20 protein-coding genes are annotated in these 21,954 nt (G+C 62.1%); 11 read left to right on the top strand and 9 right to left on the bottom strand.

The genetic code is table 11. The features are described 5' to 3' along the window. Positions 1-716 precede the first annotated feature (716 nt). Positions 717-2,120 carry a replication initiation protein gene (locus tag L0U84_RS36650; protein WP_233859805.1) on the top strand — a complete coding sequence of 468 codons (1,404 nt, stop codon included), beginning with the start codon at positions 717-719 and terminating at the stop codon, positions 2,118-2,120. A gap of 128 nt (positions 2,121-2,248) precedes the next feature. On the opposite strand, the gene L0U84_RS36645 is transcribed toward L0U84_RS36650, so the two are convergent. Continuing rightward, complete coding sequence (locus tag L0U84_RS36645) at positions 2,249-3,745, bottom strand: GntP family permease (RefSeq protein WP_233857841.1); 1,497 nt, start codon at positions 3,743-3,745, stop codon at positions 2,249-2,251. A gap of 2 nt (positions 3,746-3,747) precedes the next feature. Beyond that, entirely contained in the window at positions 3,748-4,791 is a 1,044-nt protein-coding gene (locus tag L0U84_RS36640; RefSeq protein ID WP_233857839.1) for a patatin-like phospholipase family protein, read from the bottom strand. A 610-nt stretch (positions 4,792-5,401) separates the two neighbouring features. On the opposite strand from L0U84_RS36640, the gene L0U84_RS36635 reads away from it, so the two are divergent. The 8 genes from L0U84_RS36635 (at position 5,402) to L0U84_RS36605 (ending at position 12,634) form a co-directional block, all read left to right on the top strand. After that, positions 5,402-5,773, top strand: a complete 372-nt coding sequence (locus L0U84_RS36635) for a GFA family protein (protein WP_233857837.1) — start codon at positions 5,402-5,404, stop codon at positions 5,771-5,773. Then, positions 5,770-5,892 (top strand): hypothetical protein, encoded by a 123-nt coding sequence (locus L0U84_RS43920; protein WP_267940127.1) that lies wholly within the window; start codon positions 5,770-5,772, stop codon positions 5,890-5,892. Before L0U84_RS36635 ends, L0U84_RS43920 begins: the two co-directional genes overlap by 4 nt. 7 nt (positions 5,893-5,899) lie before the next feature. After that, complete coding sequence (locus L0U84_RS36630) at positions 5,900-6,640, top strand: response regulator (protein WP_233857835.1); 741 nt, start codon at positions 5,900-5,902, stop codon at positions 6,638-6,640. Further along, the gene (locus L0U84_RS36625; RefSeq protein WP_233857833.1) at positions 6,637-7,980 is read left to right on the top strand and encodes an ATP-binding protein; all 1,344 of its coding nucleotides are present in this window, start codon (positions 6,637-6,639) and stop codon (positions 7,978-7,980) included. The genes L0U84_RS36630 and L0U84_RS36625 overlap by 4 nt, the downstream gene beginning before the upstream one ends. Before the next feature lie 707 nt (positions 7,981-8,687). Next, entirely contained in the window at positions 8,688-10,109 is a 1,422-nt protein-coding gene (locus tag L0U84_RS36620) for a basic amino acid/polyamine antiporter (protein WP_233857831.1), read from the top strand. Between the two features lie 50 nt (positions 10,110-10,159). Then, positions 10,160-11,419, top strand: coding sequence for an arginine deiminase (gene arcA / locus L0U84_RS36615; protein ID WP_233857829.1), 1,260 nt, complete (start codon positions 10,160-10,162; stop codon positions 11,417-11,419). A gap of 270 nt (positions 11,420-11,689) precedes the next feature. Continuing rightward, entirely contained in the window at positions 11,690-12,004 is a 315-nt protein-coding gene (locus L0U84_RS36610; protein ID WP_233857827.1) for a Na+/H+ antiporter NhaC family protein, read from the top strand. 291 nt (positions 12,005-12,295) lie between these two features. After that, positions 12,296-12,634 (top strand): RcnB family protein, encoded by a 339-nt coding sequence (locus tag L0U84_RS36605; RefSeq protein ID WP_233857825.1) that lies wholly within the window; start codon positions 12,296-12,298, stop codon positions 12,632-12,634. A gap of 103 nt (positions 12,635-12,737) precedes the next feature. Here L0U84_RS36605 and L0U84_RS36600 read toward each other — a convergent pair whose 3' ends face one another. The 4 genes from L0U84_RS36600 to L0U84_RS36585 form a co-directional block, all read right to left on the bottom strand. Beyond that, the gene (locus L0U84_RS36600) at positions 12,738-13,994 is read right to left on the bottom strand and encodes an MFS transporter (protein WP_233857823.1); all 1,257 of its coding nucleotides are present in this window, start codon (positions 13,992-13,994) and stop codon (positions 12,738-12,740) included. Beyond that, the gene (locus L0U84_RS36595) at positions 13,991-14,554 is read right to left on the bottom strand and encodes a GAF domain-containing protein (RefSeq protein WP_233857821.1); all 564 of its coding nucleotides are present in this window, start codon (positions 14,552-14,554) and stop codon (positions 13,991-13,993) included. The genes L0U84_RS36600 and L0U84_RS36595 overlap by 4 nt, the downstream gene beginning before the upstream one ends. A gap of 38 nt (positions 14,555-14,592) precedes the next feature. Then, positions 14,593-16,020 (bottom strand): MFS transporter, encoded by a 1,428-nt coding sequence (locus L0U84_RS36590; protein WP_233857819.1) that lies wholly within the window; start codon positions 16,018-16,020, stop codon positions 14,593-14,595. A gap of 69 nt (positions 16,021-16,089) precedes the next feature. Continuing rightward, the gene (locus L0U84_RS36585; RefSeq protein WP_233857817.1) at positions 16,090-17,874 is read right to left on the bottom strand and encodes a gamma-glutamyltransferase family protein; all 1,785 of its coding nucleotides are present in this window, start codon (positions 17,872-17,874) and stop codon (positions 16,090-16,092) included. A 220-nt stretch (positions 17,875-18,094) separates the two neighbouring features. On the opposite strand from L0U84_RS36585, the gene L0U84_RS36580 reads away from it, so the two are divergent. Then, a complete protein-coding gene (locus L0U84_RS36580; protein ID WP_233857815.1) occupies positions 18,095-18,772 on the top strand; it encodes a FadR/GntR family transcriptional regulator in 678 nt (225 codons plus the stop codon). Positions 18,773-18,775: 3 nt separating this feature from the next. On the opposite strand, the gene L0U84_RS36575 is transcribed toward L0U84_RS36580, so the two are convergent. The 3 genes from L0U84_RS36575 to L0U84_RS36565 all read right to left on the bottom strand — a co-directional run bounded on the left by L0U84_RS36575 (position 18,776) and on the right by L0U84_RS36565 (position 21,055). Continuing rightward, positions 18,776-20,101 carry a type II toxin-antitoxin system HipA family toxin gene (locus tag L0U84_RS36575; protein ID WP_233857814.1) on the bottom strand — a complete coding sequence of 442 codons (1,326 nt, stop codon included), beginning with the start codon at positions 20,099-20,101 and terminating at the stop codon, positions 18,776-18,778. A gap of 2 nt (positions 20,102-20,103) precedes the next feature. Beyond that, complete coding sequence (locus L0U84_RS36570; protein WP_233857812.1) at positions 20,104-20,655, bottom strand: helix-turn-helix transcriptional regulator; 552 nt, start codon at positions 20,653-20,655, stop codon at positions 20,104-20,106. A 100-nt stretch (positions 20,656-20,755) separates the two neighbouring features. Next, a complete protein-coding gene (locus L0U84_RS36565) occupies positions 20,756-21,055 on the bottom strand; it encodes a hypothetical protein (RefSeq protein WP_233857810.1) in 300 nt (99 codons plus the stop codon). 513 nt (positions 21,056-21,568) lie between these two features. On the opposite strand from L0U84_RS36565, the gene L0U84_RS36560 reads away from it, so the two are divergent. Next, entirely contained in the window at positions 21,569-21,946 is a 378-nt protein-coding gene (locus tag L0U84_RS36560) for a hypothetical protein (protein ID WP_233857808.1), read from the top strand. Positions 21,947-21,954: the final 8 nt, after the last annotated feature.

Below are 21,954 nucleotides of genomic sequence, written 5' to 3'. Positions count from 1 at the left end.
CTCAGCGAGCGCCCAGCCGACTAAAGCGCAACTGCACAATCAACCTCACCTACGAAAGCTCCAATCTGCCGGCAACGGGCCCTCACCAGAGGCCGCAACACTTCACCCAGGGTGCCGATCACGATGAAAGCACAACCAACCTCACCTTGGGTACGCCGCCTCCCGAACATTCGCCCTACGCATCGCACAATCAACCTCACCATGCTGCATTGCGCAATCTGACTCAGCAATTTCAGTAAATATTGTCGAGTCAGGTTGGTAGGTTTTTTTTAAAACGACAGCAAACCGACAAACCTACACGGCGACACGATATTCAATCTGATCAAACACTTAAGTTGGAAAAGGTGAGGTGCGTTGTGTCGAAGGTGAGGTTTAGTGTGCGCACAGGTGCGGTTGGTTGTGCAGCAAGGTGAGACCAATTCTCCACCAAGGTGCGGTTCGCTGTGTTCGACCGAGTCTCGCATCTCGAAGGTGAGGTGGGTTGTGCATCTGCGGAGAAACAGGACTGGAAGGCTTGCCGCATAAGGCCTAGCGCCCCGAAAGACCTTCTACATGGTGAGGTTCGTTGTGTGCATGGTGAGGTTCTGTGTGCGAAATCGCTGAATCGAAGCGAAAACCGACTCCGCGCTACGGCCGTTCTGATGGTGAGGTTCTGTGTGTTGACAGCTCACCACCACCTGCTTACAGTCCCGTGAGCGAAAAAGTGGATGAAGAACATGGGCGCGGACAATCCGGAAGAGAGCAGGTCGAAAGCGACGTCACGCCAGATGGCGCTCGCACTGTTCGAAGACATGTTCGATCAGGGATTGCGCATCAACGAGGCCAATCGTGAGATCGGTTATCAGCGCAACGATTTCTTTACCGAAATCGTCAATATGGGCCTGCCGGCACGGCGCTTTCTTGATGCCGCGTACTTCATCGTCGCGCAGGAGCCCGAGCAGCGCGATCAGTACGACGTCGAACTCAACTACTTCAAGTGGCTGATGCGATACGACAGTCGCAACCTGAAGCATTTGCGCACGATTGCCGACGAAGCCCAGAACGCCAAAGTTCGCGTGACGAATACGCCCGCGGACCGTGATCCCAGTGAAGACGATCTGTGGGTGCAGGTTCAGTTGATCGGCATGGTCGGCTTTCATCGCGGACGTATGCGTTTCGACGTTCATCCGCGGCTCGTGCCACACATCCGCGATCCGCAGAAATCGCACTGGCTGAGCTTGCGCATTTCCACCGCGTTTACGCGCAGCCTCGCGCGCGCGATCTACGACAAGGTTTTGCCCAACGTGCCCGCGGGACGCACCGATTGGATCCAGCTCGAGGAGATGCGCAACTGGCCCGGCAAGATGGGCGCGAACGCCGCCATCTTCAAATACTTCAAGCGCGACTGGCTCGAGCCGGCGGTCCGCGAGATCAATGAAGTGTCTGACGTCGAGATGTCCTACGAGACGCGGACTGCTTCCACGACGTCGAAGAAAATCGACCGCATCCGCTTCCTGCTCAAGCGCAAGGACACAGCTGACGCGGTACTTGCGAGCCTTGCCGACGCGAGCCATCTGTACAAGATTCTCACCGACGAATTCGGGCTGTCGACCAAGCAGTTCAGCGAGATTTCGGAGAACCGCGAACTCTGGACCGACGAACGCATCCAGCAGGCCGTCGAATACACGCGTTTCAGGATCAAGCGCGGCCAGGTCAAGAAGAGTCCCGCGGGCTATCTGATGCGCGCGCTACGCGACAACTGGAAGATCTCCGACGCCGAGCGCACGATGGTCGACGTGCAGGCCAAACTCCTCGCCGACGAAGCGCAGGAACAGGCGGTCAATACCGAAACGAGAAAGACCGTGGCGCACAGCATCGCGACGCGCGAAGAAGAAGTGCGCGCACGCATGAACGAAGATTCGCGCAAGGGCCGCGACCATTTCAACGCCTCGGATGCGAAGACGCGCAAGGAACTGATGCATGCGTGGACGACGTCGCGCGAAGGCAAGCTGATGCTGCGTCGGATGAAGCTCGAAGCGTCGACGGTCACCGAAGATGCGATCTTCGCGAACACGGAGCTGGTCTGGTATCTGGGGCAGTTCGTGTTCGGCCGGATGAACGCGGCGCGCGCGGCCGCGTGAAGTGAGCCGGAAAACACCAGCAAAGCGGCCCAAACCCTGCCGACCGGCAAATAAAGAAACGGGGTCTTGCGCTGACGCACAGCAACGTCAGTACAAGACCCCTTGATACTTCAGAACGCTCAAAGCGCTCAGAACGAGCCGAGCAGAGAGCCCAGCACGATCACCACCACCAGCGCGAGCAACGCGCCGAGAATCCCGACGACCACGATGTCGCGATAGCTTTCGCGGTGGTTCGAGCCGCATACGGCCAGAAGCGTCACGACCGCGCCGTTATGCGGCAGGCTGTCGAGAGTGCCGGAGGAGATCACGGCCACCCGATGCAGCAGCGCGGGGTCGATGCCGTATTGCGCCGCCAGTTGCAGATAGGTGCTGCCGAGCGCGTCGAGCGCGATGGTGAGACCGCCGGAGGCCGACCCGGTCAATGCTGCGAGCAGATTGGTCGCGACCGCGAGCGATACGAGCGGACCACCGCCGATGCCGAGTACCCATTCGCGCACGAGCGCGAACGCGGGCAGCGCTGCGATCACCGCGCCGTAGCCGACCAGACTGCCGACGCTGAGCACCGGCAGCACCGATGCATTCGCGCCCGCGTCGATCGTCTCGCGCAGCGCCGGCAAGCGACGCCGATTGAGCAGCACGAGCACGACGATCGCGACGGTGAGCGCGACGCACACGCCCCACACACCGCCGACCGCCGCAAGCGACGTCTCGCCCCAACGGACGTCGGCCAGGTAGTCGGCGTCGATGCGCGGCAGCACGATCACGTTCATCAAGAAGTTCGTCAACACGACGAGCACGAGCGGCGCGACCGCCACGCCGAACGACGGCATAGCCTCGCTGATGTGCCCGCGCTTCGCTTCTTCCGGATCGAAACTCTGCGATACGCTCGCGCGCTCGCGCACGAGGTTGTCGCTGGCCGGCGCGCTGGTGGATTTCACCGCCGTGCCGGGTCCGTCGAATCCTTCATTGGCCGCCTTCGCGCGCGATTGCTGCAAGGACAACCACCAGAGCCCGAACGCGACCATCACGATACTCGCGATGATGCCGAGCCCCGGCGCCGCGAACGGCGTCGTACCAAAGAACGGCATCGGGATCGCGTTCTGGATCGCCGGTGTGCCGGGCAGCGCGGACATCGTGAACGTCGACGTGCCGAGCGCGATCGCGGCCGGCATCAGACGGCGCGGAATATTGGCCGCCTGGAAGAGGGCGGTGGCCATCGGCGCGAGCACGAAGAACGCGACGAAGAGGCTGACACCGCCATAGGTGACGAGCGCGCCACCGATCACGACGGCGAGAATCGCCCGATGCGCGCCCAGCTTCTGCGTCATGTAACTGGCGATCGCCTTCACCGAGCCGCTGTCTTCCATCAGCTTGCCGAACAGCGCGCCGAGCAGAAACAACGGAAAGAACTGCGCGAGAAAACGCGCGGCGCTCAGCATGAAGGTCTGGGTCCAGTGCGCGAGAACCGGCTCGCCCGAAATCGCGGCGGCCAGCATCGCGGCGAACGGCGCGAGCAGCAGCACGGTCCAGCCGCGATACGCGAAGCCGATCAGCAGCGCGAGACTCGCGAGCATGCCAAAAAGCCCGAGACCGATCGCGAGCGGTGACAGGGTGATGACGTCCATGGTCAGACTCCGTCGAGCAGCGCGTCGAGATCCAGCGAGGAGCGCACGCCGATCGAATCGGCGTGCTCGGCGAGGAACGCATCCGCCGCACGTCGGCCTTCGTCGCGCAGCATCGTCAGAAAGCTCCACTCGGCGTTCAGCTTCGACGAGTAGCCGAGTTCGGTCATCAACTCGCTCGAGATCCGATGGATGCGCATCTCCGCCCAATGGCGGCCTTCGTCGCTGCCGGCGTCCGCCGCGCGGCGCAGTAGCGCGATCATGCGCAACTCTTTGAGCAGCGGTGCGTTGAAGGCGACCTCGTTCAGGCGGCTGATGATGTCGCGTGCCGTGCGCGGTGTTTCATTGCGCTCGACGGGATTGACCTGGATCAGCAGCGTATCGCTCGACGAGCATTCGCGCACCAGCGGCGTGATCGTCGGATTGCCGGCATAGCCGCCGTCCCAGTAGTCTTCACCGTCGATCTGCACCGCCTGGAACAGCGTGGGCAGGCAGCCGGACGCGAGTAGCACGTCGGGCGTCAGGTCGGCATTGCGAAACACGCGCGCCTGGCCCGTGCGCACCCGCGTCGCGGTAATGAACAGCTTGATCGGCGCGTCGCGCAGATGCGCGAAATCGATCGAGTCCTCCAGAATCTTCGCCAGCGGATGCACGCCGCGCGGATTCAGATCGTATGGCGAAAATACCCGTGCCGCGAGGTCCATCGCAATGAACAGCGGCGAGTAGTCTAGTGTCCAGCGGCCCATCAACACGTCGAACGGGCTGCGGCGAAACGGGCTGTACACCGATGCTTCGAATACCCGCCGCCAGAACGCTTCGAGCGCGGCGCGCGCGCCGGCCGCGCCGTCGACCTGGTAGCCGCTCACCAGCACCGCGGCGTTCATCGCGCCGGCCGAAGTGCCCGATATACCTTCGATCTGCAGCCACGACTCTTCGAGCAAACGGTCGAGGACGCCCCATGTGAAAGCGCCGTGCGAACCGCCGCCTTGCAACGCAAGGTCGATGAGGGCGGTTTCGCGGTGGGCGGGTTGGTTTTTTGTTGCAGCCAAGACGACTCCGGTAGTGAGGAGTGCTCCATTCCGCGAGCTGACGCCGCATGCACGGCGGACGATTGAATGCTGGCCAATGCTTTGAACTACCGAATGACGTGCGGCGTGTTTCAAAAGACAAACATCGCACTGCACCATGGGTATTGGAAGTGGCCCGTGATTAAAAGTCAAGCGTATTCAACTTGATTCACCGAGCTTACGAGCGGTGTATGTGCGGCGCCATTGCCCACTGGCTTACACCGCACGGTTGTGGTTGGCAATGCCGGTCGATCCGACCAGATATATAAAGCCGCCTGGTCATGCCGAGGTCAAAATCAGCGTGTAGAGCGCCCGGCCGGCGTGCCCCGCCGCGCCCCTTACCTATTCATGTGCAAGCGGAGTATCTTTGCAGGGAGAACACGACAATGCGGCGGCATCGAAGTCGCCCGTGCTATTCGCTTGCGCGTGCCGCTTAAATGCTAATTCGCGCATTTATTTTTGCTGTTTCGCCTTGCGCTAATCGCGGCTTATTGCAATGTAATGTATCGTCTCGGCGGCCGGATACATTACGACATAATTCGACTGATGAACCAGGCTATAAAGCAGGCATCGTCAAATCACGGAGAGCATCATGAGCGCCGAGTTGCTGCAAGGTTCCTGTCACTGCGGGGCCGTCAAGTTCGAAGTTCGCACCGAAATCGTTCCGGCCGGCCGTTGCAACTGTAGCCTGTGCCGCCGCAAGGGCGCGCTGATGACACCGCTCTTTCCCGCCAGTCAGTTGAAGATTCTGAGTGGCGAGGATTCGCTGACGCTGTACCAATTCAACACCAAGGTCGCCAAACACTACTTCTGCAAGCATTGCGGCATCTATCCTTTTCATCAGACGCGCAGGGATCCGCAGCAATGGCGCGTCAATATCGGCTGCCTGGACGGGGTCGATCCTTATGCGCTCGAAGCCAGCGTGGCCGACGGCGCGAGTCTTTCCGTGCTGGAGGACGCATGAAACGCCTCTTTGCCATCGTCGTGTTCGTCGCGGGTGGCTTCGCCGCCGAACTCGCGCATCCGTTGCAGTGTTCATTGGTCCAATCGAGCGGCGTGCAACTCAAACGCCGCAGCAGATGATCCGTCGATGGAAACCTCCGACCACGTACTGATCGTCGATGACGATCGCGGCATCCGCGAACTGCTTGCGGGATACCTCGAGAAAAACGGCGTGCGCGTCACGCTCGCGGCCAATGGCCGCCAGATGCGCAGCGCGCTCGAGAACGGCGCGCCCGACCTGATCGTGCTCGACCTGATGCTGCCCGGCGAAGATGGCCTCGCGTTGTGCCGCGAGCTGCGCGCGGGCAAATTCCGCACGGTGCCGATCCTGATGCTGACGGCGCGCAGCGAGGAAGCGGACCGGATCGTCGGCCTCGAAATGGGCGCCGACGATTACCTGACCAAGCCGTTCGCCGCGCGCGAGCTGCTCGCGCGAATCCGCTCGGTGCTGCGCCGCGCGCGCATGCTGCCGCCCGGCATGGAGGTGACCGAATCGGCGCCGATGCTGTGCTTCGGCGACTGGCGGCTCGACACGACCGCGCGCCATCTGCTCGACGCGGACGGCACCGAAGTCGCGCTGAGCGGCGCGGAATATCGTCTGTTGCGCGTGTTTCTCGATCATCCGCAGCGCGTGCTCACACGCGACCAGCTGCTGAACCTGACCCAGGGGCGCCAGGCCGATCCGTTCGACCGTTCGATCGATCTGATGGTGAGCCGCCTGCGTCAGCGCCTGCGCGACGGTGCGCGCGAGCCGCGCTACATCAAGACGTTGCGCAGCGAGGGCTATGTGTTCTCGGCGGCGGTCACCGCGATCGGAGATCCGGAATGAACGTATCTGCGTCACCGTCGCTGCTGCGCTGGCCCCATTGGCCGCGCACGCTGTTCGCGCGGCTCGCGGTGATCCTGTTCGTCGGGCTCGCGCTCGCGCAGTCGCTGTCGTTCTGGCTCACGATGACCGAGCGCGACCAGACCATGACCAACATCATGATGGGCTACATCGAGCGCGAGGTGGCGAGCTCGGTCGCGCTGCTCGATCATCTGCCGCCCGACGAGCGCGCCCAGTGGCTGCCGCGGCTCGCGCGGCGCAGCTATGAGTTCGTGCTCGGCCCGGGCGTGCCCGGCGCACCCGTCGACGCGAGCCTGTCGGAGCGCGTCGCGCAATCGATCGGCGAGGGCATCGGCAAGCGATATCCGTTGACCGTCAACGCGGTGCCCGGCGATCGCGAGCGTCTGCAGGTGCACCTGAAACTGAGCGACGGCTCGCCGCTCACAATCGACCTGCGGCCGATGCCCGGCGCTCCGTTGTCGCGCTGGCTGCCACTCGTGCTGGCGCTGCAGCTGCTCGTGCTCGCTGCCTGCTGCTGGCTCGCGGTGCGGCTCGCGACGCGCCCGCTCAATCAGCTCGCCGTCGCGGCCGACACGCTCGGCCCCGACCTGAAGGCCGAGCGTCTACCCGAAGCCGGTCCGTCCGAAGTGGCGCGCGCCGCGCGCGCGTTCAACGCGATGCAGGACCGGATCGCCACGTACATGACCGAACGGATGCAGATTCTCGCGGCGATCTCGCACGATCTGCAGACGCCGATCACGCGCATGCGTCTGCGCGTCGACACGATGGACGACGACAGCGAGGCCGCGAAGCTGCGCCAGGATCTGCAGGAAATGGAAGCGCTGGTCAAGGAAGGCGTCGCGTATGCGCGCACGATGCATGGCACGACCGAGGTGCCGCGCCGCATCGATCCCGATGCGCTGTTCGACAGCCTCGTCTGCGATTACGTCGATGCGGGTCAGCAGGTGTCGCTGCAGGGCCAGTTCGGCCAGTCGCTGACGATGCGTCCGCAGGCGTTGAAGCGTATCGTCGGCAATCTGGTCGATAACGCGCTGAGGTACGCCGGCGCCGCGCAGATCGATATCGGCGCGTTGCACGATGGCGAGGCTACCGTGTCGGTGCTCGATCGCGGTCCTGGTATTCCGGCCGAGTCGCTGGAGACGGTGTTCGAGCCGTTCGTTCGACTCGAAGGTTCGCGCAATCGTCAAACGGGCGGCACGGGGCTGGGGCTCGCGATCGCGCGGCAACTCGCGCTCGCGATGGACGCGACGCTCACGCTGCATAACCGCGTCGGCGGAGGGCTCGAAGCGCGGCTGACGTTGAGGAAGTTGCGCGAGTCTTAGTTCCATCGTGCGACAAGAAAAAAAAAGCCCGCCACAATGAGTGTCGGGCCAAAGCCTGAAGGTGAGGGAACCCGACAGGCGCGAAGGTCGTAGCACATGCGATCGTTCCATGAAGCGCTTTGACGTGTGTCGCGATCGGCATTCAGATGCGCGGGCAATATCCTATGGAAGATATTGTCCAAGTAGTGATCCCGTCAGAAAAATTCACAAAGCCGCCACTGCGAAATCGTCATCCGGTTTGTACTGTTGATGATCTTCGCGCGCCATTATCAAGCAGCCGATCTGGCGTTTCTCAGTAGCTCTGAGCGACCACCGGTTTAGCTGACTTCAGCCATTCCCCATCATTTGAGAAACGCGCTGGTGATGCGGCGGGTCGCATCATTGTCAAATCGATCGAAATCGAATGCGATTTACCGGTGCGAACGATTCAGATGCGTGCTTCGTATGTCATATGACACAAGGGGCACGGTGAATTGTTAATTCGCCCATTCAACGAAATTCGGCAATGCAGCATTGATCGATACGACCGTATAGCGCGCGTTACCTTGCTTTGCGATTAATTGACAAACGCGAACGGACAGACCATTCTTTTCGTGTGGTGGTTGCAGAGTAACGCGGCTGATCAACAGCAAGATCGGCCGAGAGACACGTTTCGTTCGAGTCTGATTTCAGATCCTTGTTAAAAAGGTAACTAAAAAGGAATCCGAATGGCGTCCACTCCACAGAAGATGTCAAAGATGCAACTCACCGGGATGGTGGTGGGCGGCATGGTGGGAGCCGGGATATTTTCCCTGCCGCGTACTTTTGCCAATGCCACCGGTCCGTTAGGCGCCGTTCTTGCGTGGCTTATTGCGGGCACCGGTATGTATATGCTCGCCCGCGTGTTTCAGGCGCTGGCGGAACGAAAGCCCGAACTGGACGCAGGCGTGTTTGCGTACGCGAAAGCGGGCTTTGGCGACTATCCGGGCTTTCTTTCCGCATTTGGCTATTGGATCAGCAGTTGTATCGGCAATGTTTCTTACTGGGTGCTGATCAAGTCGACGCTCGGCGCGTTCTTTCCAGTGTTCGGCGACGGTAATACGGTCGTCGCCATCGTCGTGGCATCGATCGGCATCTGGCTATTTCATTTCATGATCCTGAAGGGCGTGCAGCAGGCGGCCTTCATCAACAGTATCGTCACGGTCGCCAAGATCATTCCGATTCTGGTATTCATCCTGATCCTGATCTTCGGTTTCCGGATGGACCTGTTCCAGGGCAACCTCTACGGCGGAGGTCTCGAAGGCAACATCTTCGAGCAGGTGCGGGCCACGATGCTGGTCACGGTGTTCGTGTTCATCGGTATCGAGGGAGCGAGCGTTTATTCGCGCTACGCAAAGAAGCGCTCCGACGTCGGGCAATCGACGATACTCGGCTTCATCGTCGTGACCTCGCTGATGGTGCTCGTGACGATGCTGCCTTATGCGGTGCTCCATCGCGCGGACATCGCGACCATGCGGCAGCCGTCGATGGCCGCGGTGCTCGAAGCGGTGGTCGGTCACTGGGGCGCGGTTTTCGTCAGCATAGGTCTGCTGATTTCGGTGCTCGGTGCTTATCTCGCCTGGTCGTTGATCTGCGCCGAAGTGTTGTTCACGGCGGCGAGGACCGAAGACATGCCCTCCGTCTTCGGCAAGGAGAACGTCAACAAGACGCCGGCTAATGCATTGTGGCTGACCAACATCGTGGTGCAGCTGCTCGTCATCAGCACGTACTTCTCGCGCGACGCGTTCGCGCTGATGCTGAATCTGACTAGCGCGATGTCGTTGATCCCATACCTGTTCGTCGCGGTGTATGGAGTCATGAACGCGAATCGCGGCGACGGTTACGACGTGCGTCCCGAAGAGCGCCGGCGCGACCTGATCATGGCCGCAATCGCCGTGATCTATACGGCGTTCATGATCTGGGCGGGCGGCCTGAAATTCATTCTGCTTGCTGCAGTACTGTACGCGCCCGGGACGGTTCTTTATTTCTGGGCGCGACGCGAGCGGAACAAGAACGTCTTCATCACTTCCGACTGGTTCATCTTCACCGTCATCGTCATTGGCGCGATCATCGGCGTCTATGCCCTCGTAACCGGAAGGATCACGATCTGACGACATCGGATTGAACAGAGCGGGTCAACACTGGTATTCAGGAGATCATCATGGCGAATACGGACGCGAAAGCGGGTGAATTGGGTGTCTACTCGGAAGTCGGGCAACTGCGCAAAGTGATGGTCTGCGCACCGGGGCTCGCGCATCAGCGTCTTACCCCGAGCAATTGCGACGAACTGCTGTTCGACGACGTGCTGTGGGTGGAGAACGCGAAGCGCGACCACTTCGACTTCGTCACGAAGATGCGCGACCGCGGCGTCGAAGTGGTGGAGATGCACAATCTGCTCGCCGAAACGGTCGCGGTGCCTGAAGGCAAGAAGTGGATTCTCGACAACCAGGTGGTGCCGAATCAGGTCGGCCTCGGTTTTATCGATGAATTGAGAAGCTATCTGGAAGGGCTCGACAATCGCAAGTTGGCCGAAACGCTGATTGGCGGGCTATCCACGCACGACTTCCCTGAAGCGCACGGCGGCAAGGCGCTGGAGGTCGCGAAGGAAGCGGCGGGCGGCACGGAATATCTTCTGCCGCCGCTGCCGAACACGCTGTACACGCGCGACACGACCTGCTGGATCTATGGCGGCGTCACGCTCAATGCGCTGTATTGGCCGGCCCGCCATGAGGAGACGATCCTGACCACGGCGATCTACAAGTTTCACCCGGACTTCGCGGGCAAGGTCAACGTGTGGTGGGGCGACCCGACCCAGGACCACGGTCTCGCCACGCTGGAAGGCGGCGACGTGATGCCGATCGGCAAGGGCGTCGTGCTGATCGGCATGAGCGAGCGCACCTCGCGTCAGGCCATCAGTCAACTGGCGGCAACGCTGTTCAAGAAGGGCGCGGCCGAGCGCGTGATCGTCGCGGCGATGCCGAAGATTCGCGCGGCGATGCACCTCGATACCGTGTTCACGTTCGCCGATCGCGATTGTGTACTGGTCGCCCCGGACTTCATGGCGAAGACGCGCACCTATTCGTATCGCCCGAGCAGCCATCCGAGCGGTGTCGAATTGCACGCCGAAAACAAACCGTTTACCGACGTCGTTGCCGAGGCGCTCGGGCTGAAGCAACTGCGCGTGGTCGAGGCGGGCGGCAGCGACTATCAGCGCGAGCGCACGCAGTGGGATAGCGGCGCGAACCTGGTGTGCGCGGCGCCGGGCGTCGTCTATGCGTACGACCGCAACACGTACACGAACACGCTGCTGCGCAAGCAGGGCATCGAGGTGATTACGATCGTCGGTGCGGAGCTGGGCCGTGGACGTGGCGGCGGTCACTGCATGACCTGCCCGATCATCCGCGATGCGGTCGACTATTGATCGGTCAGGCGATTCAATCTGAAGGGTGCGCCGGCAAAGTGCCGCCCGCTCGCTGAAGTAGCGAGCGGGCGACGGCAGCGACGCGGCAGTCGTAGCCGATAAAGGGACAAGCTTAAATCAACAAGCCCGAATCACCGGAGCCGGTCACCCTGACCGAGGCGATCATTCCGGTCGCGCCAGCCTCGTTGTGCTGGTCGGTCTGTGGTGCTTCCTGTTCGGCGATGTGGGCGCGAGCGGCCCGAACCAGATCGGGCTCACCGTCGCGCGATCGTGCTGCCCGCGCGCATGTTCAAGGCGGCGTTCGCGCACCGCGGCTTTGCTTCGGTCGTATTGTCGCGGTCGGTCGGCGATGCGGCCACGCCGACCGGTGCGCTGATTCCGTGCAATAGCTGCGGCGCATATATGGCCGCCACGCTCGGTGTTGCCACGTTCAGTTACGCACCCTACGCGGTGTTCTGCTTCGTGAGTCCGCTGTTGACCGTTGCGATGGCCTATGCGGGCATCCGGATGACGCGCACGGCGAGCGACACCGCCAGGCCCGCGTCGGCCGCTGTGGAAGGTGGCGCGACCCGTTCAGACGATTGACTCGGCGAATCGAAAGCCATGGTCATCGTCGAGTGGACATATGCGGTAGCGCAGTAGCGATAGGCGGGTCCGGCTTGAAGTCGAACTTCCTTTTACTATACTTTTTAACGACTTCGGATCGCGCCTGAATTATCGAATTTGATATCTCGCGATTTGCAAATATTGCATTCGATAGACCAGCGATCGCTGCAATGAAGTTCGAGTTAATGAATCTGCGAGTAGCTGGACGACTACTTTCACGTCGATCACGTGAATGCCCGGAGCTTTCTTCCACCGCACGGAGGTTCGAACATGAATAATCGCTTTGTTGCGCAACTCGTCGCGTTGTCGTTTGCCGGTGTGTCGGCGTTCGCGATTGCGGCTGGACCGCCGCCGAAGGACGAGGGCGGTGGCCAGATGGCCGGTACGGGCCGTCAGCAGGTGATGCCAACCATTCCGCATCGTGATTGGCATAAAGGTCAACGTGTGCCGGCCGAATACCGTAATTACAATTTCATGATGGACGACTGGCGCGGGCACGGCCTCAATGCGCCACCGCGCGGCCAGAAATGGCTAGGCGTCAATGGCGATTATGTGCTCGTATCGACGAACAACTGGACCATTTCCAACATCGTCGCAGGAAACGAGTAATGCTTCATCGTGGTGCCCAGGTTATCCGGTGGCGACCAGGTTCTAGCGCCGGAACCTGGGCAATTCATTGCCACGACATCGCTTTGTCATTTTCGACGCGGATTTAATGCTGCGTATCGTATAGCCGGTCAGGAACGAACAATGCAGTCACGCCGCTCAAAAAGAACACCGCACCGACCACGAGAAAGCCGAGTCCGATTGAGAACTGCGTGGCGATGAAACCGATGACGATCGGCGCCGCCCCCGAACAGAAGCGCCCGAGATTATACGAGCCGCCCACCGCGGTGCCGCGCACCGACGTCGCGAAGCTCTCCGACATGAAGGTGCCGATGGTGCCGAGCGGCACGCCGTACAGAAAGCCGAAGAAAAGCATCAGCGTGGAAATGTTGTCGCGGGTGTGCCAGAAAATGATGATGGGCAGAAAGAGTGCCGCACCGATGCAGCCGAGCACGTACACGCCGCGCCGGCTCCAGCGATCACCGAGCCAGCCCGCGAAGATCTTGCCGATGAAGGCGACCACGTATGTGCCGATCATATAGCCGGTCAGCGAGCTGAACTTGATGTGCAGTTCCTTCTCGAGGTACGTGGGCAGCCAGTTGTTCAGGCCGTAAAAGCCGGACAGCACGAAGACCGACGCGAAGGTCCACAGGATGAACATCGTGCGTGCCTGGCGGTCGCGGAAAATCTGCGCGTAACGATTGTCGACGCGCCGCGTTTCGCCCATGCGGTCGGCGGCCCGGCTTGCGAGCCATGCCGCCGGTTCGGGAACCGCGAACTTGATCGCGAACGCGAGCAGCACCGGCACGGCCGACACGTAGTACAGCGTGCGCCAGCCGTACTGCGGCAGGATCCAGCTGCTGAGCGCGATCACGACGATGTAGCCAGCCGAAATGCCGGTTTGCAGCATGCCGAGCACCAGCGAGCGCCGCTCGGTCGGCACATATTCGGCCACGAGCGTGGTGACCAGCACCATGCAGCCAATGCCGAGCGAACCGATAAAGCGTACCGCCGCGAATTGGACGAAGGTGTGCGTGAACCCGAGCATTCCCGCGCCGAGCGAGAACAGCGCGAGCGCCCATGCGACGACCCGCACACGGCCAAGACGATCGCTCGCCCAGCCGCCGACGATGCCGCCGATCGCCATGCCTAGCAAGGTCAGACTGCCGAGCGCGCCCGCTTCGACATTGGTCAGCCCGAAATCGTCCTTGATGCGCGACAGGGTGAGGCCGTACATCATCACGTCGGCGCCATCGGCGATCAGCGCGAGGTAGCCGAGTACGAAGACCAGCACCCAGCGGCCTTGCGAGACGGTGGGACGGGTCACGGCCTGATAGTGTTGCAGATCGGATGGTGTTTTCATGAATGGGCGGCGCAAGCGGGGGATTCCGTATTCTGCTGGAGCAGAGCGGGGGCAAGAAAGGCACCGATCAGGACGCCTATGCTTTCATGACGGCTCGTGTACCAGCCTTCCTTGTGCGTCAGGTTCATCGTACCGATGCACACGCCATCATAGGCGATCGGAATGTTCAGGATCGAACCGAGACCCAAACCGGTCATCACCGCATGATCGTCGAAGGCCTCGCGAATGCCTTGCGACGTGGCGGCACGAAACGGCTTCAGCTCCTGAAGGATCTGTCGCGCCCACGCGGTGCCCTGCTTCCTCTTGCGTCCGCCCAATGGATAGACGTCCGGCATGTTCGTATAGACCCGTTCGACCTCGTGACGCTGTGCATCGTAGGACATGATCGTGATCAGGCTCAGGCCTATCGCCTTCGCCGCCACCGCGTGAACCGCGCGGAACAGTTCGAGCGGTTGGTCTTTCAGGCGCATCGCCAGCGCGAGGCGCTCGAGGTCAGAGATATCCAGCATCTGCGTATCGTGCGGTGCGGGTTCGGTCAGGTTGCATTGCGTCGTTTGCATCGCGTTCGCATCGGAAAGTGTGAAAAGTCGCAGTGCGTTCAGCCGTGCATGCGGGTGGAGTTCAGCTGGCCTTGCGCGTCGCGAGCCGGTTCGAGCTCGCTCGCTTCGATATCTTCGAGCGAGCGGTTGCGCGTTTCGATGCCGAGGAAGAACACCACGCAGGCGCCGATCACCAGCACCGTGGTCGTCATCGCGAACACACCGAGGAAGCCGAACAGCGGATAAACGAGGCCGACGAGGATGGGTGCGCTGACCGAACCAATCCGGCCGAACGATGACGACGAGCCCGTGCCCGTCGTGCGCACCGCGGTCGGAAACACTTCCGGCGTGTAAGCGTAGACGCCGGCGAACGCGCCGTTCATGAAGAACGACAACGCGATGCCCGCGCTCATGATCTGTATGCCGGTGTGAGAAAACGCGAGCGTGATCGCGGCGATGCCGCCGAGCAGCATGTAGGAAGCGACCACCGCCTTGCGGCCGATCTTCTCGTTGAGCCACGCCGCGGAGAAGTAGCCCGGAATCTGCGCGCCATAGATCGCGATCGAATAGCCGAAACTCTTCGTCATCGTCAGTCCTTCCTTGACGAGCAGGCTCGGGATCCACGAGAAGAACGAGTAGTACGCGAATGCGACCGAGAACCACATCAGCCAGCTGACCGCGGTCGTGCGCGCGAGTCGCGGCGACCACAGCGTGAGCACGTTGCGCCATGCGTTGCCGCGAGCCGTCGTCGAGGCCGGGATAGGCGCTGCGTGAAGCGCGTTGCTCGCACTCACGGGCGCAAGCGCAATGCCGCGCTCGACGAACGCCGCTTCGATGCGGCCGACGATGCCGTTCGCCTCAGCCGTTCGGCCCTGGCTTTCGAGCCAGCGCGGCGATTCGGGCAGCGTGCGGCGCCACCACAGCAGCATTACGACGGGCAGCGACGTGATCACCGCCAGATAGCGCCAGCCGTCGGCGAAGTTGCGCACCACCGCGAAGCCGAGAATCGACGAGGTCAGATAGCCGAACGACATGAAGCCGACCAGCGCGCCGCAGAAAATGCCGCGATAGCGGCGTGGCACGAATTCGGCGAGAAACGGCGCGATCACGACGGTCTCCGCGCCCGAACCGAACCCCGCGACGACGCGCAGCGCGAAGAACGTGTGCCAGTCCTGCGCGGTCGCGCTCGCGAGCGACGCGACGCAATAGATCGCGAGCGCGCTCATCATGATGCGGCGCCGTCCGATCACGTCGGCGAGCACCCCCGACAGGAAAGCGCCGAAAAAGTAGCCGATATAGGTACTGCTCGCGACGAGCCCGGTCTGAGCGGTCGTCAATTGCCACAGCTTGCTGACGACCGGCAGCAGGAACGCGAGCGACGACGAATCAAGTCCGTCGAACATGTACCCCAGCCCGCCGATCAGCAGCAGTCTGCGGTGAAAGCTCGATAGGGGCAGTCTTTCAAGACGGGCGGCGACGGCGGACACGGCAACTTCTCCTGAAGGAAATGGCGCGGCGTGGCCGCGCGTTCTGCGCTGATGGTTGCGTCGGGCTGCTTATCGGCCGATCGCATAGGCCTGCATCTGACGCGGCGTGGCCGCGCCTCGCAGCAGACCGTTGCGGATCGCGACCGCGCATACGCGGCCGAGCGCCCACGGTTCCGCGACGGTGAGGTCGTGGCCGCGCGCGCGCAGTTCGGCGAGCGTGCTGTCCGGAAAGCGCGACTCGGCCGACATTTTGCCGAGCTGCATCGCCCGAGGATAAAACGAGCCGGGGAAGTGCGCGGTCTGGAACGAGGGCGCGTCGGCGGCGGCCTGGAAGTTCATGCCGCCATGCACGTGCTTGAGGAACAGCTGCAGCGACCACTGATCCTGCTGGTCGCCACCCGGCGTGCCGAAGGCCGCGTACGGCTTGCCGTCGCGCGTGACGAGCGTCGGCGACAGCGTAGTGCGCGGGCGGCGGCCCGGGCCGAGCGACGAAGGCAGGCCTTCTTCCATCCAGAACATCTGCGCGCGCGTGGTGACGTTGAAGCCGAGACCCGGCACCGCCGGCGATGCCTGCAGCCAGCCGCCCGACGGCGTGGCTGACACCATGTTGCCCCAGCGGTCGACCACGTCGAGATGCACGGTGTCGCCGCGCAATTCGGGCAGCGGCGCGAAGGTCGGCTCGCCTTGGCCGAAGCCGCCAGCCTGCTCACGCCCGGCATTCGCCACGATGCGCGCGGCGCGTTGCTCGCTGTCCCCGAGCAGCCCTGGGCGGAATTCGAACGACGCGTGGCGCGGATCGATCAGGCGGCGCCGCTCGTCGTTGTAAGCGTCGCTCAGCAATACATCCATCGGCACATGCGAAAACGCCGGGTCGCCATAGAACACTTCTCGATCGGCGAACGCGAGCTTCGAGCACTCGATCACCGTGTGCACGAAATCGGGTCCCAAGGGGTCCATCGCGCCGAGATCGAAACCCTTCAGCAGCGCGAGCTGTTGCAGGAACATCGGGCCCTGGCCCCACGGGCCGGTTTTGTGAACGCGCATGCCAGCGTAGTCGTACGACACCGGGTCTTCGTAGGTCGGCTCCCAGCGCGCCAGATCGCCGGCATCGAGCAGGCCGCTGTTGCGCAGGCCCGAGGTGTCGAGCACGGCGGTCGAACGGAAGTACTGGTCGATTGCATCGGCGACGAAGCCGCGATAGAAGACATCGCGCGCCCGTTCGCACTGCTCGGCGCGATCGCTGCGCGTATTCGCTTCGCGCAGGATGCGCTTGTAGGTTTCGGCGATCGCGGGATTGGCGAACAGCTGGTTCTGCTTCGGCGCCTCGCCGTTGCGCAGCCATTGCTCGGCCGAAGTCGTCCATTCGGTGCGGAAGAAGTCCTGAATCGCGAGAATCGACGCTGCCATGCGCGGCAGCACCGGATAGCCGTTTTCCGCGTAGCCGATCGCATAGCTCAGCACGTCTTCGAGCGGCAACTGGCCGTAGTCGCGCAGCAGCGCCATCCATGCGCCGAATGCGCCCGGCACGACCGCGGGCAGCAGGCCCGTGCCCGGCACCACGTCGAGCCCCATCTTGCGCATCCGCTCGATGGTCATGCCCGCAGGCGTCACGCCCTGCCCGCACAGCACGCGCACGCGTTCTTCGCGCGCGCTGTAAAACACCACCGGCAGTTCGCCACCCGGACCGTTCAGATGCGGCTCGACGATCTGCAGGACGAAGCCGGCCGCGGCGGCGGCGTCGAACGCATTGCCGCCTTTTTCGAGGACCGCCATCGCCGATGCGCTCGCGAGCCAGTGCGTCGAGGCCACCATGCCGAAGGTGCCGATCAGTTCCGGGCGGGTTGTAAACGACATGCGCGACTCCTTGGCGGCGACGGGAGGATTGAGAGAACCAATAATGAATGGTTCGACTTGAGAAAGTGAAAGCGTAAGACTAACGAACTCGGGTTGCACCCGGTGTTAACCCGTGATGTGCGACCCAGTATAGCGGATCAAAAATCATCGGGCGCTGCTGTATGGTGCCGCCGAGATTCTGGTATTGTGTGAACCAATATTAATTGGTTCAGTGAGCGACATGGACAAACCGGTACTGGATGCGCTGCTCGACTACATCGCCGAACATCAGTTGAAGGACGGTGACGCGCTGCCGCCCGAAAGAACGCTCGCCGAAGAACTGGACGTGAGCCGCCGTGAGTTGCGCGCGGCGCTCGCTTCGCTCGAGGCGTCGGGGCGCGTGTGGCGCGGCGTCGGCCGCGGCACCTATCTGGGCGCGCGGCCGCTGAAGTTCGCGCCGACGCTGCGCGGCTTGCGCGCCGGCACCAGTCCCGCGGACATCGCCGAAATGCGACTGCTGTTCGAGCCGGCGCTGGCCGCGCTGGCCGCGACGAAAGCGAGTGGCGACGATCTGCAGGAACTGGAGAAATGCGCACGCAAAAATGCCGCCGCGAAAAACGACGACGAGTGGCAGCAATGGGATCACCGCTTTCATTTGCTGATTGGACATGCGACGCGTAATCCCGCGTTGATTGCGTTGATGGAGGTGATCAACGGCATGCGGGTGAAGCCGGAGGTTCGCGAGAAAACGTCCGCGCAGGAGACGCGGCAGTTTTTCGCGCAACAGCATCAGGCGATCGTCAATGCGCTGAAAGCGCGCGACGCGGACGCGGCCGCGCAATGCATGCGCGAGCATCTGCTGAGCGTGCAGGGGCGCGCCACGGCGATGACCCATGCAGGGGCGGAGCGGCGTGCGTGAGCGTTACTGGGCAAGCTTGCGGTTCAGCCGGCGCATGCCGTCGAATACCGCATCGGCCACGTCCAGCGGAAAGTCGGCGGGCAATCGCGACGCGACTGTGTCGATCACCGTCTCCGTTAGCTCAGTCAGCTCATCGATCAGCGTATCGATATCCGCGGCGGAAAGGCCGACGCGCTGCCCTTCGTCGACCCAATGCCGGCGCTGGATCTGATTGAGCAGGTAGTGGACGTTCTTGCCGCGAACCGCCATCGCCAGTTTCACTTTCTGCGGTGCGAGGCGGCCCGCGCCGCTGCCGATGATCGGATGCGCGGACAGCACGTCGTAAAGCGGCGTGGATTCGTAGCGATTGCCGGGCAGATGCGCGATGCTGAAGTTCTTCGCGTGGCCATCGGTCGCGGCGAGCAGCCAGAAGACCAGTTGCGTCGCGAAGAAGTTGCGCCGGTCCGTCGTCGCGCGCGACGACCCCGCGAGTATCTCCATGATCGCCTCGATGCCCGGACCGCCGTCGGACTCATACTTGCGCAGCGCCGACGTGCCAGTGGCCTGACACATGTCCTCCTGCGGCAGACGCACGATCCACGTGGCGTCGCTCGACAAACGGCGATCGAAGCGCTCGACGATCAATACCTTCTGCTCGTCGAATCGCGCGATTTCGCAATGTGCGACCGGGAGCCCGTAGGCCGCGACGATCTGCGAGCACAGCCATTCGTTTTCCACCGAGGTGCGCATATCGGCGCGCATGTTGCCGACGAGCCCGAGCGGCAGCTTGAAGATGTGGGTGGTCGGCGTGCTGCCTTCTGGCAGCAGCCAGCGGTTGCGATGACGCAGCAGCGCGGTTTTTTCCTGCGCGCCGGCGATCGACAGACGCAGGTCTTCGAGCGGATCGTGCTGCCCGAGCGGCGCCCCCGACGTCGTGCCGCGCAGCAGCGCGGCGATGTCGCTGTTGCTGAGTTCGCGGCCGTGGATGCTCGTCAGATCGCTCGGTTCTTCGTCCGGCTGCAGCAGTTGCAACGCGCCGACGCAGTCGCGCCCCAGCGCGGTGAGCAACGCAAACGGCGCAGCGCTGCCGGTGCGGTAGCGCGCGGCGATGCGGCGTCGGATCGGCTCGCTGTCGGGCAGCAGGTTGTCGAAATAGTCGGCGACGATCTGGCCGCGATATGGCTGATTGCCCGGTGTGAACGGCAGCGACAGCGATAGCGGGCGTCCTTGCGGATCGTTGGTCCATTCGTCGACATAAGTCAGACGTTCGCCGCTGCGTGTCGTTTCCCACACGCCGACCCGCAGGCCGTTCATCCACAGATTCAGACGGTTCGGGGTGCCGCGCGCCATGCTTACCAATCCTCCCGTTTCTTGCTGGTGCTGGTCGCTTTGGTTGCCCTGGCGGTTTTGACTGCTTTGGGCTTTTGGGCGGTGCTGGCGGATCTGGCCGCTTTGATCCCGGTGCCCGATGCTTGAGCGGCGGTGCGCTCGCTGGCCGCGCTGGGCGATCCCGGCGTCGCGCGCCGCACCGGAGCCTGCGCGCGCGTGGCAGGTCTGGCGTTGCCTTTTGCTGCGGCTGGCGTTCCGGCGGCCGGCGCTCCGGCGGCCGGCGCCCCGGTCGCGGTGCGGCGCGAGAGGGTGCGCTCCGGCGGCGGCACGGCGTCTTCCACGGCAACGCTTTGCGTCGATCCGCTCTGCGTGAGTTTCAGATCGACCTGCAAGACCCGCAACACCCTGAAGAGCCGTTCGATGCTGACGGCCGCCGGATTCGCTTCGAGTTGCGCGTAGGTCTGTTGCGTGACTCCGAGATGCGCGGCCATCGCGGCCTGAGTGAGGCCGGCGGTCTTCCTGAAGCCCTGCAGGATCGGTCTGAGCTGGCTCAGTGTCTTGATGGCGTAGTCCACGGTCGATCTCCGGTTCGGCTGCGATGGCGTAACAGGCCAAAGTCTGTAAATAGCAGATACAGTTTATACCCTGTATTTAGCAAATACAAGCTAAAGGCTGTTAGTGATAAACGCGGACGCATTTGAAGCGGTGTCCGGTTACCTGGTCATCAACGCAACTAACCGTCAACCGCGCGCGACCCCTCCCTTCGCTGCTGCGCAGCCACTCGACCGCAAGCAAAATGTGATCGACCGAAGTCCGTTCGGCGGCAGACGCAGGCGTGAGATCCGCACAGTCACCGAAAAACATGCCGACAAACGCATCAATAAAATTCGCACCTGTTTCACTATTGGTTGGTACTGCGTAAATAGATAAAATCCAATCGTTGTCGATTGACAATCTAATCAGGAAGCCGAACATTCAGTCAAAAAAAAGCCGCTTCGCATTGCAGGGATAGAACACTGAATAGTCGACGATAAGAAATCGATAGCAATACCACCCGCGCTCCTCGAGCGCAGGATAACTGATGAGCGTTTACACGCATGGCATCGCATCATTTCGCTAGTCGAATGAAATTTGACACAAATGTCACGCGGTGGGCATCGAGCCGAAATGGGCTTGGAAAATACAGAAAAGGCTGTAGACTCTATAGCGTGTCTTACGCGACGAGGCCAACACAAGTCCAGTCGTTACGCGCAAACAGCATGTGCGCAAATCACTCCAATCCGCCATGAGACTTTCTGTCACCAGGGCGTCTATTCGCTGATACAGCTCAACGCCAATAGAATCCGAACCGATGAACCACGCCGATCGGTGAACCTGAAAGGAGATGCGACGAGACACACAGACCATTCTTCCAAATAACGCGATCGACACCGCCGGATGCGGTCGCCCGGCGGCCCGCTGGAGAACATAACTTCCCTGGAGTATGTGATGGCAATCAAACCACAATGGCGAACGCTGTTATCTCTGACTTTCCTGTCGCTGGCAATGATGGGCAACGTCGCGCGCGCGGAAAGCATTCCGATCGTCACGGGCCAGCAATGGATGCAGTCGACCGATGAGCAGAAGAAAGCGTATCTGGTCGGTATCTCGAACGTGATCGACATCGAGCGTGCCTATGCCGGCAATATGGCGAACAGCAACGACATGTCGCAACGCTTCGGCAAGGGCATGCAGGGCCAGACGCTCGACAGCGTGCGTCAAGGCCTCGACAGCTACTACGCCGCCAATCCCACGATGATCCAGCATCCGGTGATCGAGACCCTCTGGTTCCAGATGGTCGTGCCCGGCCTGAAGAAAAATCAATAAGGAGAGCG

The sequence above is a fragment of the Paraburkholderia sp. HD33-4 genome, assembly GCF_021390635.1.
Taxonomy (GTDB): Bacteria; Pseudomonadota; Gammaproteobacteria; order Burkholderiales; family Burkholderiaceae; genus Paraburkholderia.
Note: the sequence above shows the minus strand (reverse complement) of the source record. Positions and strands in the feature narration are given on the sequence as shown.

Excerpts from the sequence above, each read along its gene's own strand:
- arcA (WP_233857829.1), top strand. The coding sequence starts at position 10,160 with ATGGCGAATACGGACGCGAAAGCGGGTGAATTGGGTGTCTACTCGGAA.
- L0U84_RS36580 (WP_233857815.1), top strand. The coding sequence starts at position 18,095 with ATGGACAAACCGGTACTGGATGCGCTGCTCGACTACATCGCCGAACAT.
- L0U84_RS36560 (WP_233857808.1), top strand. The coding sequence starts at position 21,569 with ATGGCAATCAAACCACAATGGCGAACGCTGTTATCTCTGACTTTCCTG.
- L0U84_RS36635 (WP_233857837.1), top strand. The coding sequence starts at position 5,402 with ATGAGCGCCGAGTTGCTGCAAGGTTCCTGTCACTGCGGGGCCGTCAAG.
- L0U84_RS36605 (WP_233857825.1), top strand. The coding sequence starts at position 12,296 with ATGAATAATCGCTTTGTTGCGCAACTCGTCGCGTTGTCGTTTGCCGGT.
- L0U84_RS36620 (WP_233857831.1), top strand. The coding sequence starts at position 8,688 with ATGGCGTCCACTCCACAGAAGATGTCAAAGATGCAACTCACCGGGATG.
- L0U84_RS36650 (WP_233859805.1), top strand. The coding sequence starts at position 717 with ATGGGCGCGGACAATCCGGAAGAGAGCAGGTCGAAAGCGACGTCACGC.
- L0U84_RS43920 (WP_267940127.1), top strand. The coding sequence starts at position 5,770 with ATGAAACGCCTCTTTGCCATCGTCGTGTTCGTCGCGGGTGGCTTCGCC.
- L0U84_RS36630 (WP_233857835.1), top strand. The coding sequence starts at position 5,900 with ATGGAAACCTCCGACCACGTACTGATCGTCGATGACGATCGCGGCATC.
- L0U84_RS36625 (WP_233857833.1), top strand. The coding sequence starts at position 6,637 with ATGAACGTATCTGCGTCACCGTCGCTGCTGCGCTGGCCCCATTGGCCG.
- L0U84_RS36595 (WP_233857821.1), bottom strand. The coding sequence starts at position 14,554 with ATGCAAACGACGCAATGCAACCTGACCGAACCCGCACCGCACGATACG.
- L0U84_RS36585 (WP_233857817.1), bottom strand. The coding sequence starts at position 17,874 with ATGTCGTTTACAACCCGCCCGGAACTGATCGGCACCTTCGGCATGGTG.
- L0U84_RS36565 (WP_233857810.1), bottom strand. The coding sequence starts at position 21,055 with ATGTTCGGCTTCCTGATTAGATTGTCAATCGACAACGATTGGATTTTA.
- L0U84_RS36645 (WP_233857841.1), bottom strand. The coding sequence starts at position 3,745 with ATGGACGTCATCACCCTGTCACCGCTCGCGATCGGTCTCGGGCTTTTT.
- L0U84_RS36600 (WP_233857823.1), bottom strand. The coding sequence starts at position 13,994 with ATGAAAACACCATCCGATCTGCAACACTATCAGGCCGTGACCCGTCCC.
- L0U84_RS36575 (WP_233857814.1), bottom strand. The coding sequence starts at position 20,101 with ATGGCGCGCGGCACCCCGAACCGTCTGAATCTGTGGATGAACGGCCTG.